The 16,937-nt window shown below is 43.8% G+C and carries 14 protein-coding genes; 5 read left to right on the top strand and 9 right to left on the bottom strand.

The features are described 5' to 3' along the window. Positions 1-24: 24 nt before the first annotated feature. The 8 genes from AC1DP6_RS02995 to AC1DP6_RS03030 form a co-directional block, all read right to left on the bottom strand. Positions 25-417 (bottom strand): DUF6597 domain-containing transcriptional factor, encoded by a 393-nt coding sequence (locus AC1DP6_RS02995; protein ID WP_477053510.1) that lies wholly within the window; start codon positions 415-417, stop codon positions 25-27. 90 nt (positions 418-507) lie between these two features. Next, entirely contained in the window at positions 508-846 is a 339-nt protein-coding gene (locus AC1DP6_RS03000) for an IPT/TIG domain-containing protein (protein ID WP_477053511.1), read from the bottom strand. Positions 847-1,059: 213 nt separating this feature from the next. Next, complete coding sequence (locus AC1DP6_RS03005; RefSeq protein ID WP_477053512.1) at positions 1,060-1,806, bottom strand: succinate dehydrogenase/fumarate reductase iron-sulfur subunit; 747 nt, start codon at positions 1,804-1,806, stop codon at positions 1,060-1,062. A gap of 15 nt (positions 1,807-1,821) precedes the next feature. After that, positions 1,822-3,732, bottom strand: a complete 1,911-nt coding sequence (locus AC1DP6_RS03010) for a fumarate reductase/succinate dehydrogenase flavoprotein subunit (RefSeq protein ID WP_477053513.1) — start codon at positions 3,730-3,732, stop codon at positions 1,822-1,824. A 6-nt stretch (positions 3,733-3,738) separates the two neighbouring features. Beyond that, positions 3,739-4,407 (bottom strand): succinate dehydrogenase cytochrome b subunit, encoded by a 669-nt coding sequence (locus AC1DP6_RS03015; RefSeq protein ID WP_477053514.1) that lies wholly within the window; start codon positions 4,405-4,407, stop codon positions 3,739-3,741. Positions 4,408-4,428: 21 nt separating this feature from the next. Continuing rightward, positions 4,429-5,859, bottom strand: a complete 1,431-nt coding sequence (locus AC1DP6_RS03020) for an anion permease (protein WP_477053515.1) — start codon at positions 5,857-5,859, stop codon at positions 4,429-4,431. A 14-nt stretch (positions 5,860-5,873) separates the two neighbouring features. Then, positions 5,874-7,049: a porin gene (locus tag AC1DP6_RS03025; protein ID WP_477053516.1), complete on the bottom strand. Its 1,176-nt coding sequence runs from the start codon at positions 7,047-7,049 to the stop codon at positions 5,874-5,876. Between the two features lie 163 nt (positions 7,050-7,212). Continuing rightward, positions 7,213-9,375 (bottom strand): S46 family peptidase, encoded by a 2,163-nt coding sequence (locus AC1DP6_RS03030; RefSeq protein ID WP_477053517.1) that lies wholly within the window; start codon positions 9,373-9,375, stop codon positions 7,213-7,215. A gap of 206 nt (positions 9,376-9,581) precedes the next feature. On the opposite strand from AC1DP6_RS03030, the gene AC1DP6_RS03035 reads away from it, so the two are divergent. The 5 genes from AC1DP6_RS03035 to recA all read left to right on the top strand — a co-directional run bounded on the left by AC1DP6_RS03035 (position 9,582) and on the right by recA (position 14,653). Then, positions 9,582-10,019: a hypothetical protein gene (locus AC1DP6_RS03035; protein WP_477053518.1), complete on the top strand. Its 438-nt coding sequence runs from the start codon at positions 9,582-9,584 to the stop codon at positions 10,017-10,019. Positions 10,020-10,108: 89 nt separating this feature from the next. Next, positions 10,109-10,708, top strand: a complete 600-nt coding sequence (locus tag AC1DP6_RS03040; RefSeq protein WP_477023763.1) for a ribonuclease HII — start codon at positions 10,109-10,111, stop codon at positions 10,706-10,708. A gap of 148 nt (positions 10,709-10,856) precedes the next feature. Continuing rightward, the gene (gene rpoN, locus AC1DP6_RS03045) at positions 10,857-12,344 is read left to right on the top strand and encodes an RNA polymerase factor sigma-54 (protein WP_441578237.1); all 1,488 of its coding nucleotides are present in this window, start codon (positions 10,857-10,859) and stop codon (positions 12,342-12,344) included. 11 nt (positions 12,345-12,355) lie between these two features. After that, the gene (locus AC1DP6_RS03050; RefSeq protein WP_441578238.1) at positions 12,356-13,051 is read left to right on the top strand and encodes a hypothetical protein; all 696 of its coding nucleotides are present in this window, start codon (positions 12,356-12,358) and stop codon (positions 13,049-13,051) included. A 591-nt stretch (positions 13,052-13,642) separates the two neighbouring features. Continuing rightward, on the top strand, positions 13,643-14,653 hold the full coding sequence (gene recA / locus AC1DP6_RS03055; RefSeq protein WP_477053519.1) for a recombinase RecA: 1,011 nt from the start codon (positions 13,643-13,645) through the stop codon (positions 14,651-14,653). A gap of 225 nt (positions 14,654-14,878) precedes the next feature. On the opposite strand, the gene typA is transcribed toward recA, so the two are convergent. Then, the gene (gene typA / locus AC1DP6_RS03060; protein ID WP_477053520.1) at positions 14,879-16,687 is read right to left on the bottom strand and encodes a translational GTPase TypA; all 1,809 of its coding nucleotides are present in this window, start codon (positions 16,685-16,687) and stop codon (positions 14,879-14,881) included. Positions 16,688-16,937 lie beyond the last annotated feature (250 nt).

The following is a 16,937-nucleotide window of genomic DNA, read 5'->3' on the forward strand; positions in this document are numbered from 1 at the left end:
TTTTTCCAGTGAATTTATTTTTCCTTAGAGAGAATTTTCCTTTGCCAGCAAAGGTTCCAACATAGTGTGCCAATTGTCAGCTATTTCTTTTAATGATAGATGCCCATCTGTAATTAGCTGCAATGGCAGTCCCGTAAAGGCATTCAGGCCACCGGGATGAAAACGTATTCCCAGCATGCGTGTATTTGCCGACATCTCTGCATCCTGAAAAGCGGTCATCGTACCTACCACAAAAGCGGTATTAGGCGCTATCAAATCTCCATTATCAATAGGAATAATGTCCTCACTGATATTGAATATAATATCCGCACAGGTATCCGGCAGAATGCGCTGCTGGCTGAACTGCATAACAGCGCTTACCCAGTAGGCATCTACATAATCAGCTAATAAATGATGAGGTCGGATCTCCTTATACATACAGCAAGTGTAGGAAAAAAATACGACTTAAAACATAATGGGTAGATGATCTTAAAAGACCTCTACCCATTACATTTAACTCACACTCTTTTAAAAGCTGGAAGCTACCAGCTTAGGATGATATGCAAACAGCATAGCGTTGGAAATATTTTCTCCTACGGTTACTACTACGGGTACCGTAGCAACTTTTTGCACAGGAACCTTTACCAACAGGTAGTCTGCATCCGCACGCAATACCTGCGCAGGGACCGTTCCAAAGATCACTTTATTCTGATTTTTGTCTTCGCTAAAACCATGGCCTTTGATAATGAGGAAATTACCTGCATTTCCTGTTACTACTTCAGTGGTATTTTCTTTTTGATTAGGGGAACAAGCCGTCATGGCTGTTATCAACAGCACAATGGCTGCCACAAACATTCTAAGTTTCATCTTATTTCTTTCTTTTTTTGGGGGGTCACAAACCCTGTTACAAATAATTCACCGGGGTTAACACCATTGCAATTGCAACTCTTATCAGCAACAGTATATATTCGGTATTCAAACGGACGCAAATTTACAACCTATATTTCAATAAAAGACAAGTATCCTAACTTATTTTTAAAATAAGTAGTAATACGTATACGGGTATATGAAGAAATAATTTTACTTTTTTAGCACCTGTGCTTTGTTATACTCATAGTTCATGCGGGCGATGTGCAGCACCGAAATTTGTTGCGGACATTCTGCTTCACAGGCTTCCGTATTACTGCAGTGACCAAAGCCTTCTTTGTCCATCTGATCTACCATATTTCTTACTCTTGTTTGCGCCTCTATTTGTCCTTGTGGCAACAGCACCAGGTGCGATATTTTCGCGCTGGTAAATAAGGCCGCACTCGAATTTTTGCATACTGCCACACAGGCGCCACAACCAATACAGGCGGCCGCATCAAACGCTTCTTCGGCAATTGGAGAGCCAATCGGAATACCATTGGCTTCCGGCGCCTGTCCTGTGTTTACCGAAATAAAACCACCTGATTGTATGACGCGGTCAAAAGAAGAACGATCTACTTTCAGGTCGCATTTCACCGGAAATGCAGTCGCACGAAAAGGTTCTATTACAATCTCCTCGTTATCTTTAAACGTGCGCATATGCAACTGACAAGTAGTAGTATTCAGTAACGGTCCATGTGCACGGCCATTAATCATTACACCGCACTGTCCGCAGATACCTTCACGGCAATCATGATCAAATTCCACGGGGCGAGTGCCTTCCTGCAACAACTGCTCGTTGAGCGTATCCAGCATCTCCAGAAATGACATATGCGGATTAATATCTTCCAAGGTATAACTCACCATTTTTCCAGCATCTTCCTGGTTTTCCTGCCGCCATATTTTCAATCGTATACGCATAACCGTTAGTTTACGTTATTTGTAGCTTCTTACTGTAGGTGTTACAAACTCAAAATGCAAAGGTTCTTTGTGAAGCTGCGGTGGCTTACCGGCACCCTCCCACTCCCAGGCAGATATAAAAGAGAAATCAGCATCATTACGCATAGCCTCACCTTCCGGTGTCTGATACTCTACGCGGAAATGTGCCCCACAGGATTCTTCCCGGGTAAGGGCATCATAACACATCAGCTCTCCCAATTCCAGGTAGTCTGCTACTCTGCCTGCTTTTTCCAGTTCTGTATTAATCGCATAGCCACCGGGTACGTATAAACGCTGCCAGAAATCTTCCCGTAACTCCGCAATCTCTTTGATAGCGGCTTCCAATCCTTCTTTGGAGCGGGTTAACCCGCATTTATCATACAGTATCCTGCCCAATGTTTTATGGAAATAATCTGCGCTGAGATTACCCTGTATGCCCATTAGCATTTTCAATTGCAGTTGCACATGCTCTTCTGCTGCTGCAAAAGCGGCATGCCGTATATCGATAGGCCCTGTTTTAATTTCATCTGCCAGGTAATTAGCCATGGTATAAGGTGCAATAAAATACCCGTCGATACTGGCCTGCAGAAGAGAATTGGCCCCTAAGCGATTAGCCCCATGGTCGGCGAAGTTGGCTTCTCCCAAAGCAAACAACCCGGGGATGGTAGTCATCAGTTCATAATCTACCCACAATCCGCCCATTGAAAAATGTGCTGCCGGAGAAATACGCATCGGCTCTTTATAAGCATCTACGCCGGTAATTTTTTCGTACATGCGAAACAGGTTGCCATACTTTGTCCGGATCTTATCTTCTCCCTGATCTTTAATTGCTTTAGAAAAATCGAGGTATACCGCGTTCTTTAGTGCCCCGATACCATAACCGGCATCTATCCGTTCTTTGGCTGCCCGGGAAGCAATATCACGGGGAGACAAATTACCAAAGGCAGGATATTTTCTTTCGAGATAGTAGTCCCTTTCTTCTTCCGGTATCTGGTTGGGCTCCCGCTCCTCTCCTTTGCTTTTCGGCACCCAGATGCGGCCATCATTCCGTAATGATTCCGACATCAGCGTAAGCTTAGACTGGTACTCGCCGGATTGGGGTAAACTGGTGGGATGAATCTGCGTCCAGCTCGGGTTGGCCATATAGGCGCCCCTTTTATGCGCGCGCCAGATGGCAGAACCATTACAGCCCATAGCCAACGTAGACAAATAGTATATTTTTCCGAAACCGCCCGTTGCCAGTACGACTGCATGCGCACCATGACGCTCCAGTTTACCGGTATCCATGTTACGCACAATCACCCCTTTGGCCTTGCCATCTATTACCACGAGATCCAGCATTTCATGACGGGCAAATAACTGCACAGTGCCGGCGCCTACCTGTCGCATAAGCGCCTGGTACGCCCCTAACAATAACTGTTGCCCCGTTTGTCCCCGTGCATAAAAAGTTCGGGATACCTGCACCCCGCCAAAAGAACGGTTATTCAGATAGCCACCATACTCGCGCCCGAAAGGCACGCCCTGCGCCACCGCCTGATCAATCAGGTTGGCACTGCACTCTGCCAGCCGGTATACATTACTCTCACGGGCCCGAAAATCACCGCCTTTAATGGTATCATAAAACATGCGGTATACACTGTCCCCATCATTTTTGTAATTCTTACAGGCATTCACGCCTCCCTGCGCAGCCACAGAATGCGCACGCCGGGGCGTATCCTGGAAGCAAAAACTTTTCACACTATATCCCATCTCTCCCAGCGAAGCGGCGATAGAACTGCCTGCCAGACCCGTTCCTATCACTATTACTTCCAGCTTCTTCCTGTTGGCCGGATTCACCAGCTTTGCATGTGCTTTGTAATGACTCCACTTTTCTTCCAGTGGTCCGTCCGGTATTCTTGCGTCCAGCATAACCAACTATTTTAAGAAATGAACATACACGGGCATTGCCGCAAATCCTGCACTGATGACAATACTGTATACCCAGCCAATAATTCTGACCCAACGCGCATAACGCGGATGATAAAGTCCCAACGTTCTGGCAGCACTGAAAAAGCCATGCAGCAGATGATAACACAGTGCTATCATACAAATCACATACAGCACCACATACCACAATTCACTATATACACTCACCACCAGGATATACAAATCCTTATGCCCGTTGGCATCCAGCGGGAGCTGCCCGTATTTATACACGTACCAGAAATCCTTCAGATGGATCACCAGGAAAATAAAAATGATAGTGCCCAGCAATCCCATATTACGACTATACCACTTGCTCACCGCCCCTCTGCGGTCATAGTGATACTTTACCTTTCTTGCCCGATAGTTGGTAAGCGTAATAATAATCGCATATACCACATGCCCGATAATACTGGCAAAGAGGATATAAGAAATGATCTGAATAATGATGTTACCGGAAAGTATGTGTGAATACAGGTTAAACTGCGTATGCGCCCTTTCTGCCGGCAGAAATAACTGCAGGTTACCCAACAGGTGGATCACCAGGTAAAGACAGAGGAATAGCCCTGTAAATGCCATCCAGTTTTTCCTGGATAATGTTTGTTGCTTCCATTGACCCATAAAAATATTTTTAGCGATACGTTACCAGATGCCCAATACCTTCCACCACACCCCACCAAKGCCCATCCAGATGATGATCAATGCAATACTTAACACAAACCCACACTTCCACCAGTCTTTCAGATCTACATAAGTACTCCCAAAAAATACCGGTGCCGGTCCATGACCATAATGCGTGAGTGTACCGAATATGCCACCACAGAAACCCAGTACCAGCGCCAGCAATGTGCCCGGTATGCCCACCGAAATACCTACTCCCAGGAAGGCCGAATACATAGCCGCCACATGCGCGGTAGCACTGGCAAAAATGTAATGACTATAAAAATATACCAGCACAATAATGGGAAAAGCGATCGTCCATTTCATACCCCCTACCTGCTGCCTGATCAGATCACTGAACCAGGGAATAAAACCCAGTGTATTCAGGAAACTAGCCATCATCACCAGCGCAGAAAACCATACGATCGTATCCCAGGCGCCCTTTTCTGATTTCACATCGTCCCAGGTCAGTACCTGTGATATAAGCAGAAATACCAGTCCTATTAACGCCGTAGTGGTAGCATCTATCCCAAACAAATCCCCGGTAATCCACAGGAATAAAAGAATGAAGAATGCCAGTAGCATCAGCCATTCATTTCTCTGCACCGGTCCCATTTCCTTCAACTTCTCAGACGCCATGGCAGGCGCATCCCCGGTGGATTTCAGCTCGGGCGGATATATCTTATACAAGATCCAGGGCACCGCAATAATGGACACGATGGCCGGCACTATTGCAGCTGTAAACCACGACATCCACGAAATATCAATTCCCAGATTTTTCGCAAACTTCTGACACATCGGATTGCTGGCGGTACCTGTTAAAAACATCGAAGAAGTAATAAGGTTCATGTTATAACTGTTCAATGTGAGATACCCACCCAGTTTGCGATGTGTAGCAGGATCGTCTGGCATAGAACCAAAGTTCATGGCCATCGACTTCATAATGGGATAAATAATCCCTCCACCCCTGGCGGTATTGCTGGGCACCGCCGGCGCCAGCACCAGGTCGGCCAAACCAAGTCCATAAGCCAGCCCCAGTGAGCTGCGGCCAAACACCCGAATGAAAAGGTAGGCGATTCGTTTACCCAACCCCGTTTTAATAAACCCACGGGCTATAAAAAAAGAAATACCAATGAGCCATATTACCTTATCACCAAAACTGCTGAGCGCCAGTGCAATGGATTTAGCCGGATCTCCCGGAGCCAGCACGCCGGTAAGCGCTACCAGCGTAATGGCAATCATCGACATCGTGCCCATACTGGCTGCTTTCATAATAATACCGGCAATAGTTGCCAGGAAAATAGCCAGCAGGTGCCAGGCTTCCGGCTTCACTCCTTCCGGCGCCGGAATAAACCAGATCAGCAGGCCAAAAGCCAGTGTAATTAACAGTTGCGGATACTTAATCTCTTTCATATAGATAGCCTTTATTAAAATCTACATTGTACCTGTGCAATCAATAGATTGCTGTTATGTGTTTTAGTTCCCGGAATATCTTTGTTGTATTGATCGATCTGCATACCTAACTGTATACGGCCACCATAGTCTTTCAGGAAAGCCAGGCTCACCATGGGAATATAAGACTGGCGTACATTTCCCGTATGTTTCTCATCTTCATTAAAATATTCATACCGCATAGAAAACTCTATGGAGGTTAGTTTGTGGTAATTAATTTTATAGCGGAAATTGGGGAGTACATATATCCCATTCATGATATAATTACCGACCGACCCTTTACGCAAACTGTCTGGTATGGCATAATACAGCTGATGGTTATTACCTTGCTTGTATTCTGATTGCAGCTGCAGGTCCCATTTAGGCGCCAAAGGAATAACACCGCTTACATCTATCCCCAACGCATAAACGCTTTGTTTCTTTACTGCACCGAAGCCACCGTTCAGTCCCAGCGATAACTTGTTCATATCGCCGAACTCCAGTCGGGCGGTGCCCAGTTTGCCATTATCATTATCTGATGCCTGGTTGCGGTTATTACCATTCACCACAGAGAGGGCATATTTCATGGGCACTTTCCTGTCTTTATTAAAGGCGCCAAACATGGAAACGCCTATCTGGAAGCTCTGCCAGCCGTTGCTTCCAAAAGCATAATACTGATTGGAGAAATCCATGGATTGAATAATATCTACCGGGTAGAGGTCTTCCAAACCAAAGGAAGGTCTGAACTGGCCGATGGTAAAGTTGAGCGCATCATTCCAACGGTAGGAGACGTACGCATTTTCCAACACCTTCCCCTTTGTATCGCCGGAAAATTCCGCGAGGTTTATCAGTACTGCGGCGGTGAAGCGGTCGCTCACCTGGGCTTTTGCCTGTAAACGTGCACGTTTTATGCTAAAGCTATTCCGCACTACTTCTTCGGCATTGGGCTGATGCACACCATTTACATCCACATCTTTCGTCAATGAGCCGGTATACCTGGCCTGGAAAACCCCACCAAAGGAAATCTTCTTAATAAAACCAATTACCTTCTGTACAGAAGAGTCCCTCGCAATACTATCCTGCTTTGCAGGGGCAGATTGCCTGGCATAAGTGTTGCCGGTAATGCAACAGAGCAGTATTAAAGAGGCAAAGCGTAAAATTCGTTTATGCATGCACGGTTGTTATACCGGGATAACAACCCTATATTAAAAAAGGTTCAGCCCAAGGCAGAAGGCAAAAAAGCAAAAAGCTATTGTGCAGAAGATATCAGCGAATGATCTACGCTTTTATCTTCTGCACAATAGCTTTTTGCTTTATGCCTTCTGCTTTAGGCTCTTATTTCAGCAGTTTCAGCTCATTGATAATATTTTTTGCGCCACCCAGTTTTTCGATGCACCACAATACATAACGTACATCTACACAGATAGTACGATTGTATTCGGAGTCGAACTGAATTTTATGGCTCAGTGCTTCGTAGTTACCATCGAAAGCCAGACCAATTAGTTCTCCGTTTGCATTGATAACAGGAGATCCGGAGTTACCACCGGTGATATCGTTGGTGGTAATGAAACCTACTACGATATCATTGCGTTTAGCATCTTTATACTGACCGAAGTCTTTTTTATTGTACAGATCCACATAGTTTGCAGGCAGATCAAATTCATAATCGCCTGGTACATATTTCTCGATCACGCCTTTCATAGTAGTTACATAATCGTAATGTACCGCATCACGTGGAGAGTATGGTTTTACCTGGCCGTAAGACAAGCGCATCGTAAAGTTAGCGTCAGGATATCTGTTGGCATTAGGCGTCATCTGCATTACACCTTTCAGGTAAGCGCGGCCCAGATCGGTATTCTTCGCATTAAACTGGGTGTATAATGGAAGATATTTACCTACGTAGTTTTTGATAAATGTACTGGCATAAGCAAATGCCGGGTCACTCTGCAGGGTTACTGCATCAGGATTAGACACAAATGCTTTCCATTTGGCATCGTCAAAAATGAAGGTGTTATTCATTAATGCTGCAGCCCAGGTGCGGTAGGTATTGTCTTCATCGAGGCTACCGTATTTTGCTTTCAGTGCATCATAAAAACCAACTGGTTGCTGATCTTTAGAGATGTCTGTGTAATACATATGGCAGGTAGCCGTGAGAATTTTCTGATCGCTGGGTTTATTTTCGCCTTCCAGGAAAGCAGTGCGTGCTTTATCAGCCGCTTCTACTGCCTGTTTCACGGCGTCTTTAGGGGCGCCTGCTGTTACAAGTGCTTTTTCCACGCCCATTAAGGAAGCGGCAAAAGCTGCTACCGGAGAGCCGAGGATACCTTCGTTCAGGTAAACACGTTGTTTGGCATATGGCGTCCATGCTTTATATGCGGCTTCATAATCACGCAGGATGCCGGAAAATTCCGGTTTATCCTGTGCCCATTTAGCAAAAGCAGCTTCCTGTTTTTGTTTGTCAGCCAGTACACCGTGTTTTTCCAGCTGTTTGGTTTCGCCGTCAAAGAATTTCCAGTAGTTGGCGATACCGGCATAAGAAGAAGCCAACTGCAGTTTTACCGCAGGGTCTTTCTTCATTTGCTCAAACATCGCTTTCAGTCTTACATCTCTCAGGTTAACCAGGAAAGGGTTTTCTACAGCTGTTTTCAACTGAACACCGTAAGAAGTTTCATAACGGTTGGTACCACCAGGGTAACCAAAGATCATGGCGTAATCATTTTCCTTTACACCTTTGAGCGATACCGGCAGGAAGTGCTTAGGCTTCATGGGCACGTTGTCGGCAGCATATGGTGCTGGTTTACCATCTTTACCTGTATAAACACGGAAAATAGAGAAATCACCGGTATGACGTGGCCATTCCCAGTTATCTGTATCACCGCCAAATTTACCAACGCTTTCAGGAGGAGCTCCCACCAGGCGGATATCTTTATAGCGCTCGTATACAAACATCAGGTATTGGTTGCCTTTGAACATCGGTACTACTTTCGCTTCGTAGCCGGTATTGGCAATGGCTTTGGCGATTACTTCGCCATATATCTGTTGTTCTTTCTTAGCTCTTTCAGCGCCGTCTAAGCCTTTCAGGGCTTCTTCCACCTGTTTGGTCACGTCTTCCACTTTTACGAGGAATTGTACGGACAACTGGGAAGAAGTTATTTCTTCCTGTTTATTTTTTGCATAGAACCCGTTTTTCAGGTAGTTGTGTTCTACAGAGCTGGCGGAGGCAATAGCCCCATAGCCGCAGTGGTGATTGGTAAAGATGAGGCCTTCGTTACTTACAATTTCTCCTGTGCAGCCACCACCGAAAATAACGATGGCATCTTTCAGGGAGGCCTTGTTGATACTGTACAATTGTTCTTTGGTCAGCTTCAATCCCTTCTTCACCATGTCGTTGTACGTTTGCTGCCCCAGTAAATAAGGTAGCCACATGCCCTCATCTGCTTTAGCCCATTTGATACTTACGCTAAGCAATAAGAGCAAAACCAGTAATTTTTTTCTCATATTAAGTCAGGTTTTGTTTTTAAGGACCTCAAACCTAGCTATTTTTTCGTTACCGGGCGCAGGTATAAGGATTAGTAGCGCCTTTATGTGATAATTATTTTTATGTGATTCCGGGGTAAACAGGAAAACTGGAATATGTTTTGATAAGGGGGTACAGCCGGATGGCTATGCCAATATTTTATTAAATTGAAAAAAACTGTAGAAGCATGAAAAAAATATTTTTAATAATAGGCATTGCCGCGTTCTTCGCCTGTAACGAGAGCACTACTCAGCAGGAAAAAAAGGAAGACGTAAAAGACAATTTGCAGAAAGCCGGTGAGGATTTAAAATCTGCCGCCAGCAATACGGGTGATTATTTATCCGAGCAAAAGAAACAGGCCGAAGATGCCATCCGTGAAAGAATTAAAGAAATAGACCAGACCACCACGGAGCTAAAGAAAGATGGAGATGAAAAAAGTGTAGCTGCCCGTAAAAAACTGGAAGCATTGAAAGCGCAGATGAATAAAAAGCTGGAAGACGTAAAAAGCAGCAGCGCACAAACCTGGGACAGTACCCGGGCAGCCGCTGATCAGCTGATGAAAAAATCTGATAAAGAGTGGACAGACTTTAAACAGGATTTCAAAGATCTGTTTAAGAAGGATTAAGAGAATACTGCAGTATAGCTTCAAAATTCCACAATCCTTGTTCCTTGTACATTAATCTTGTAATTTTACCCGGCTTAATATATTAGGATTTGCTACTTTCTTATCATCAGGAATTATTAACAGAAGCCGGCTGCGATGAAGCCGGAAGAGGATGCCTGGCGGGTCCTGTGTTTGCGGCAGCAGTTATTCTGCCAAAGAAATTCAGGCACCCATTGCTGAATGATTCGAAACAGATGAAGCCAGCTGACCGGGATAAACTACGGATAGTAATAGAGAAAAAAGCAATTTGCTATGCCGTGGCGAGTGTGGATAATGTAGAAATAGACAAGATAAATATACTGAAAGCTTCTTTCAAGGCCATGCATCTGGCATTGGAAAAGCTACAGCAGCAACCGGAGTTCATACTGGTAGATGGTAACCGTTTTTACGCATACGGCAATACGCCACACGCCTGTATTATACAGGGCGACGGTATATATGCTTCCATTGCAGCGGCTTCCATTCTGGCAAAAACCTATCGGGATGAATATATGCAGCAGTTACATGCTACTTATCCTCATTTCGGATGGAATGTGAATAAAGGTTACCCTACAAAGCAACACCGTAATGCGATACGGGAGTTTGGCGATACGCCTTACCACCGGAAAACATTCCGACTGTTGCCGGAGCAATTGGAATTAGACCTGTAGAGCTATTAGGCATTAGCTTTCAGCTTTTAACAAATGCAGCAAAGATCAACATACTATTATCTTCGCTGCATTTGTTAAAAGCTGAAAGCTAAAGGCTAACTGCTTAGTTAACCTTATACTTATTAATTTTGCCCTCTAGGGAACAATTATGTTAAAGCAGACACAACAGCAAAAATTATTACAGAAGCTTTCACCACAGCAAATTCAGCTCATGAAATTGCTGCAGGTACCTACTGTCAATCTGGAAGAAAGGATTAAAGAGGAACTGGAAGAGAATCCGGCATTGGAATACGGTGAAGAAGCCGGTGAAGATGAGTTCAAGGAACAGGAAGAATTTGAAACACCTGCTGAAGAGGATGAATTTGAACCAGACGGTAGTGAAAACGAATACGACAACATAGATATTTCTGAATACGTAAGTGAGGGAGATGATGATGTAGCAGATTACAAGCTGCGGGATGATAACTATCCTGACCCTGATGAAAGCAATAAAACCATCCCTATCCGGGTGGAGACTTCCTTCCACGAGCACTTACTAAGTCAGCTGGGCATGCTGGAGCTGGACGACCACCAGAATGCTATTGCCGAACATATTATAGGTAGCATTGATGATGACGGATATCTGCGCAGGGAAATAAGCTCTATGGTAGATGACCTGTCCTTTTCCCAGAACATCGACACCACAGAGGAAGAAATTAATACCCTGATCAAAAAGATACAGGACTTTGATCCTGCAGGAGTATGTGCTACTGACCTGAAAGAGTGTTTACTGCTGCAGTTAAAACGCAAAGTGCAGGATGATCCCGGCGTACATAACGCTTATCTGATCCTGGAGAACTACTTTGATGAATTTACCAAGAAGCACTACGAGAAGATACAAAAGGCGCTGGGTCTTACAGACGAAGGCCTGAAAGAAGCCATCACACAGATTATTAAGCTAACGCCGAAACCGGGCGGCAACTTTGCCACGCTCAATAAAGCTGAAAGCTATGTGTTACCTGACTTCTTTATATTGAATAATGCCGGCAAACTGGAGCTGACGCTGAATTCACGCAATGCGCCGGATCTGCGTATTTCCGGTGGTTACCGGGAAATGCTGAAAGAATATGACCGTGGTGATAAAAAGGATAAGCGCCAGAAAGAAGCGGTATTATTCATCAAGCAAAAAATTGATGCAGCAAAATGGTTTATAGACGCCATTAAGCAACGGCAACATACTTTGCTGTCTACCATGGAATCTATCATGGATTATCAGCGCGAATTTTTCCTTACGGGAGATGAAACCACGATGAAGCCTATGATCCTGAAAGATATCGCGGATCGTACACAGCTGGATATTTCTACCGTAAGCCGTGTGGCGAACAGTAAATATGTACAAACCGAGTTCGGTACCTTTAAACTGAAGTTTTTCTTCTCAGAGTCACTGTCTACCGACAGTGGAGAAGAAGTATCTACCCGGGAAGTGAAGAAGATTTTATCGGATCTTATAGAGGCAGAGAATAAGCGTAAGCCGCTAAGTGATGAAAATCTGACGAAGATGTTGCAGGATAAAGGATACAATATTGCCCGCCGTACGGTGGCCAAATACAGGGAACAGCTGAATATACCGGTAGCCCGTTTACGTAAAGAATTATAAGAAACCATACCATGCAAGAACAAGCTGTTTTAGACCGGAACGGAAATTTACATGCAGCGCCGGAGTTTTCACCTGTGATGAGATCACTGGCACAAATCATTTCCTATCTTACTCATCCGCTGTTCATTCCGCTGCTGGTAACGTTTTTGGTGCTACAATCTATTCCTGAATATATGGTAGCGTTCAAGTCATTAAGCAAGCGTTTTGCTTTTGACATGCTTTATTTCAGGGTAGCTATTATCAGTATAGGATTTCCGGTACTGACGATGTTACTGGCCAAAGCGCTGAAATTTGTTTCCTCTATATATATGAAGACCCAGCGGGACAGGATCATTCCATATGTGGCGATGATCACCTATTATTTCTGGGCTTTTTATACTTTTTTGCAGGAAGGCCGGGCGCCAAAGTTCTACACCGCCTTTTTCCTGGGCGTTTTCCTGAGTATTTCCATTTCTTTTATATCTAATAATTTTATCAAGACCAGCATGCATACAGTAGGCTGGGGAGGTGTGATCGGATTTTTATTGTCATTGATGTGGGGTATGCATATGAATGTGTCTGTGCCACTGCTGATCACCTTTTTTGTAGCCGGAATAGTGGCTACTGCCCGTATGGTGCTGGAAGCGCATACACCACGTGAAATTTATATTGGTTTCCTGATTGGTATTGTTTCACAGCTGGCGTCCTGCTGGATATTAGTAAAATAAGTATAAATCACCATTCTATTTCCCTCTTCCCTGCTGGTAATAGCCATACAGGGAACAGGGAGAACAGAATATAGAATGGCGATAAAAAACTTTTTGGGGTTTAACCTGGACCACTTCACCGTATCTTTTACACACATTGGATGCAAGGCCACAAGGCAGGCTAACAAACAACTTTAACAAACAGTAGGGGATTAACTTCAACAACTAAACTTGACAATACAAAAGTCAAACATTCTCTGATGATACTCAAGAGTATAACTACGCTTTTTAAAAATGCAGTAGAATTCTCCTTTTTGCAGATCTATAATTTTTTTTGACGTGTTTGTTATTACGCACATTCAATGCGTAATGGGTTAGCATCTTTGTTATGCCATTAGGGATTAACCCTTTTAAGGATTTGAGAATCAGGATGTAAGTAATAGAACGGAGTAAAAATAACAGCCGGAAAGAGAATACTAGTTTATTTAGCATTTGAAAGAAATTGCTAAAAATTTTAGGAAAATAAAAAATTAGATCATAACTTAGCAATCCAATTAACATGCTTTCTAATTGTGATCAGCTATCTTTTAAATTTGTAAAAACATTAATGATATGTCTACAGCCAATGCAGAAAAACTGAAGGCCTTGCGCCTCACAATGGACAAGATTGAGAAAGATTTCGGTAAGGGATCTGTGATGATGATGGGAGAAAAAGCGGAAGCGCCAATGGAGGTTATCTCTACCGGTTCCCTGGGTCTTGATATTGCGCTTGGAATTGGTGGTTTACCAAAAGGAAGAATTGTCGAGATATATGGACCTGAGTCTTCTGGTAAAACAACGATTGCCATACATACAATTGCCGAAGCACAGAAAAAAGGTGGCATATGTGCCATTATAGATGCGGAGCATGCTTTTGACAGCAGCTATGCAAAAAGGCTGGGAGTTGACGTAGATTCCCTGTTAATATCACAACCGGATCATGGTGAGCAGGCGCTGGAAATAGCAGATCGTCTGATTCTTTCCGGAGCAGTAGACGTAGTAGTAATTGACTCCGTTGCCGCCCTGGTACCAAAGAGTGAACTGGAAGGTGAAATGGGTGAAAGCAAAATGGGATTACAAGCCCGTTTGATGTCACAGGCACTACGTAAATTGACAGCCACCATTTCAAAAACAAATTGTTGCTGCATATTCATTAACCAGTTACGTGAAAAGATAGGTGTTATGTTTGGTAATCCTGAAACGACCACCGGTGGTAATGCGTTGAAATTCTACGCATCAGTAAGACTGGATATACGCCGTATGAGTCAGATAAAAGACGGTGACGAAGCAATTGGTAACCGTGTGAAAGTGAAAGTGGTGAAGAATAAAGTAGCCCCTCCATTCCGCCAGGCAGAATTCGATATCATTTATGGTCTGGGGGTTTCTAAAATGGGTGAGATCATTGACATGGGTGTTGAATATGGTGTTATTCAGAAAAGTGGTAGCTGGTTCAGCTATGACACCAATAAATTAGGTCAGGGCCGTGATGCAGTGAAACAACTGCTGAACGACAATCCTGAACTGGCAACAGAAATTGAAGCGAAGATTAAAGTGAAGATTCAGGAAAAGCAGGATGCTGCTTAATGATGGTCGCTTTTTGAAAGTTGCTAAAGAATTGAATTAGATCTTACTATTTATAAGATATACATAGAAGTTAGTTTTAGTTTTAGTAAGCATTGGGTTAGTATGCACATCCCTGCCTTGTCCTGGGCGGGGATTTTTTTGACCCTTAACCCCGAAAAAGAAAAACCCGCTCCGGTAATCGGAGCGGGTTTTTCTTTTTTCACTAGTTATCTTACAAAAAAACAATTAAGCTTCCGCTTTCATGCTCTTAGCTGTTCTCTTACGTTCTTCCTCATCCAGGGTAACCTTACGCATACGGATGAAGTTTGGTGTAACTTCAATACACTCATCATGCTGGATGTACTCCATACATTCTTCCAGTGTCATCAGAATTTTAGGCGCAATGTTAGCCGCACCATCAGTTCCGCTCGCACGCATGTTTGTCAGTTTCTTTCCTTCGTTTGGATTCACCACCAGGTCACCTGGTTTGTTGGTTTCACCAATGATCATACCCTTGTACACTTCTTCTCCTGGATCAACGAAGAAAGATCCTCTATCCTGCAGCTTATCCAGAGAATAACCGGTAGTAGTACCAGCTTCTTTCGCGATCAGCACACCATTGTTACGGCCTGGGATAGCACCTTTCCATGCTTTATAATCATTAAATCTGTGCGCCATTACAGCCTCACCTGCAGTTGCAGTAAGCATTTGTGTACGCAGACCAATCAAACCACGGGAAGGAATTTCAAATTCCAGGTGTTGCATTTCACCCTTGGTTTCCATGATCAGCATCTCACCTTTACGACGAGTTACCAGATCAATTACCTTGCTGGCAAAATCCTGCGGAACGTCTACCACCAGGGTTTCGTACGGTTCGCATTTTTTACCATCTACGTGTTTAACGATTACCTGTGGCTGACCAACAGTTAATTCATAACCTTCACGACGCATGGTTTCAATCAATACACCTAAGTGCAGGATACCACGACCATAAACCATGAAGCTATCAGCACTGTCAGAATCCATTACACGCAGTGCCAGGTTCTTTTCAGTTTCTTTCATTAAACGATCACGCAGGTGACGGGAAGTAACAAACTTACCATCTTTACCAAAGAACGGAGAGTTGTTAATACCAAACAACATGTTCATGGTAGGTTCATCTACACTGATGATTGGTAATGCTTCTGGTTCTTCTGCATCAGCGATAGTATCACCAATGTTGAAACCTTCAATACCAACTACCGCGCAAATATCACCGGCGAATACTTTAGTTACTTTTCTTTTACCTAATGCTTCAAATATGTACAACTCACGCACTTTCTGCTTTTTGCTGGTACCATCTGTCTGCATTAAAGTAATCCACTGACCTTCTTCGATGGAAGCACGTGCTACTTTACCTACGGCGATACGGCCAAGGAAAGAAGAGTAATCCAGGGAAGTGATCTGCATCTGCAGATTGCCTTCTGGAGTTTTAGGTTCCGGCACATACTGCAGGATACCATCCATCAGCGGGGAAATATCTTCACTCTGTTCTAATGAACTGTTGAACCAGCCATTCTTACCAGAGCCATAAAATGTCGGGAAGTTCAGTTGATCTTCTGTAGCGTCCAGGTTAAAGAACAATTCAAACACAGCATCATGTACTTCGTCAGGACGACAGTTAGCTTTATCTACCTTGTTGATAACAACAATAGGTTTCAGATTCAGCTGTAAAGCCTTCTGCAACACAAAACGTGTCTGCGGCATAGGTCCTTCAAAAGCATCCACCAGCAAGATAACACCATCAGCCATTTTCAATACCCTTTCCACTTCACCACCGAAGTCGGCGTGGCCTGGAGTATCGATCACATTGATTTTGGTTCCCTTGTATTCAATAGAAGCGTTCTTACTGAAGATGGTGATACCACGTTCTCTTTCAAGATCGTTACTATCCATGATCAGTTCTCCTGATTCCTGGTTAGCCCGGAATACATTAGCCTGATGAAGGATTTTGTCAACCAAAGTAGTTTTACCATGGTCTACGTGTGCAATAATTGCGATATTACGAATGTTCATATACTTAAGTCTTTAGCTATCAGCCATTAACAAAATTTACGCTAATAGCTAYAAAAAGAAGGCGCAAAGGTACGAAAACCTAGCGAGAATGAAGGGAACACGTTTTAAATAAATGTAATCATTTAGTCACGCCGCAGATCCATGTTGCAACATACTGACAACCATTGATTTACAATTAATTATAAGCAAATATGGTAACCAATTAGTTTTGTGGCGTTAATTTTGATTCCCCCACTGCGTTTTAACGGCA

It is taken from the genome of Chitinophaga sp. 01L420 (assembly GCF_056399985.1).

Coding starts and splice junctions, on each gene's coding strand:
- AC1DP6_RS02995 (WP_477053510.1), bottom strand. CDS start 417: ATGTATAAGGAGATCCGACCTCATCATTTATTAGCTGATTATGTAGAT.
- AC1DP6_RS03000 (WP_477053511.1), bottom strand. CDS start 846: ATGAAACTTAGAATGTTTGTGGCAGCCATTGTGCTGTTGATAACAGCC.
- AC1DP6_RS03005 (WP_477053512.1), bottom strand. CDS start 1,806: ATGCGTATACGATTGAAAATATGGCGGCAGGAAAACCAGGAAGATGCT.
- AC1DP6_RS03010 (WP_477053513.1), bottom strand. CDS start 3,732: ATGCTGGACGCAAGAATACCGGACGGACCACTGGAAGAAAAGTGGAGT.
- AC1DP6_RS03015 (WP_477053514.1), bottom strand. CDS start 4,407: ATGGGTCAATGGAAGCAACAAACATTATCCAGGAAAAACTGGATGGCA.
- AC1DP6_RS03025 (WP_477053516.1), bottom strand. CDS start 7,049: ATGCATAAACGAATTTTACGCTTTGCCTCTTTAATACTGCTCTGTTGC.
- AC1DP6_RS03030 (WP_477053517.1), bottom strand. CDS start 9,375: ATGAGAAAAAAATTACTGGTTTTGCTCTTATTGCTTAGCGTAAGTATC.
- AC1DP6_RS03035 (WP_477053518.1), top strand. CDS start 9,582: ATGAAAAAAATATTTTTAATAATAGGCATTGCCGCGTTCTTCGCCTGT.
- rpoN (WP_441578237.1), top strand. CDS start 10,857: ATGTTAAAGCAGACACAACAGCAAAAATTATTACAGAAGCTTTCACCA.
- AC1DP6_RS03050 (WP_441578238.1), top strand. CDS start 12,356: ATGCAAGAACAAGCTGTTTTAGACCGGAACGGAAATTTACATGCAGCG.
- recA (WP_477053519.1), top strand. CDS start 13,643: ATGTCTACAGCCAATGCAGAAAAACTGAAGGCCTTGCGCCTCACAATG.
- typA (WP_477053520.1), bottom strand. CDS start 16,687: ATGAACATTCGTAATATCGCAATTATTGCACACGTAGACCATGGTAAA.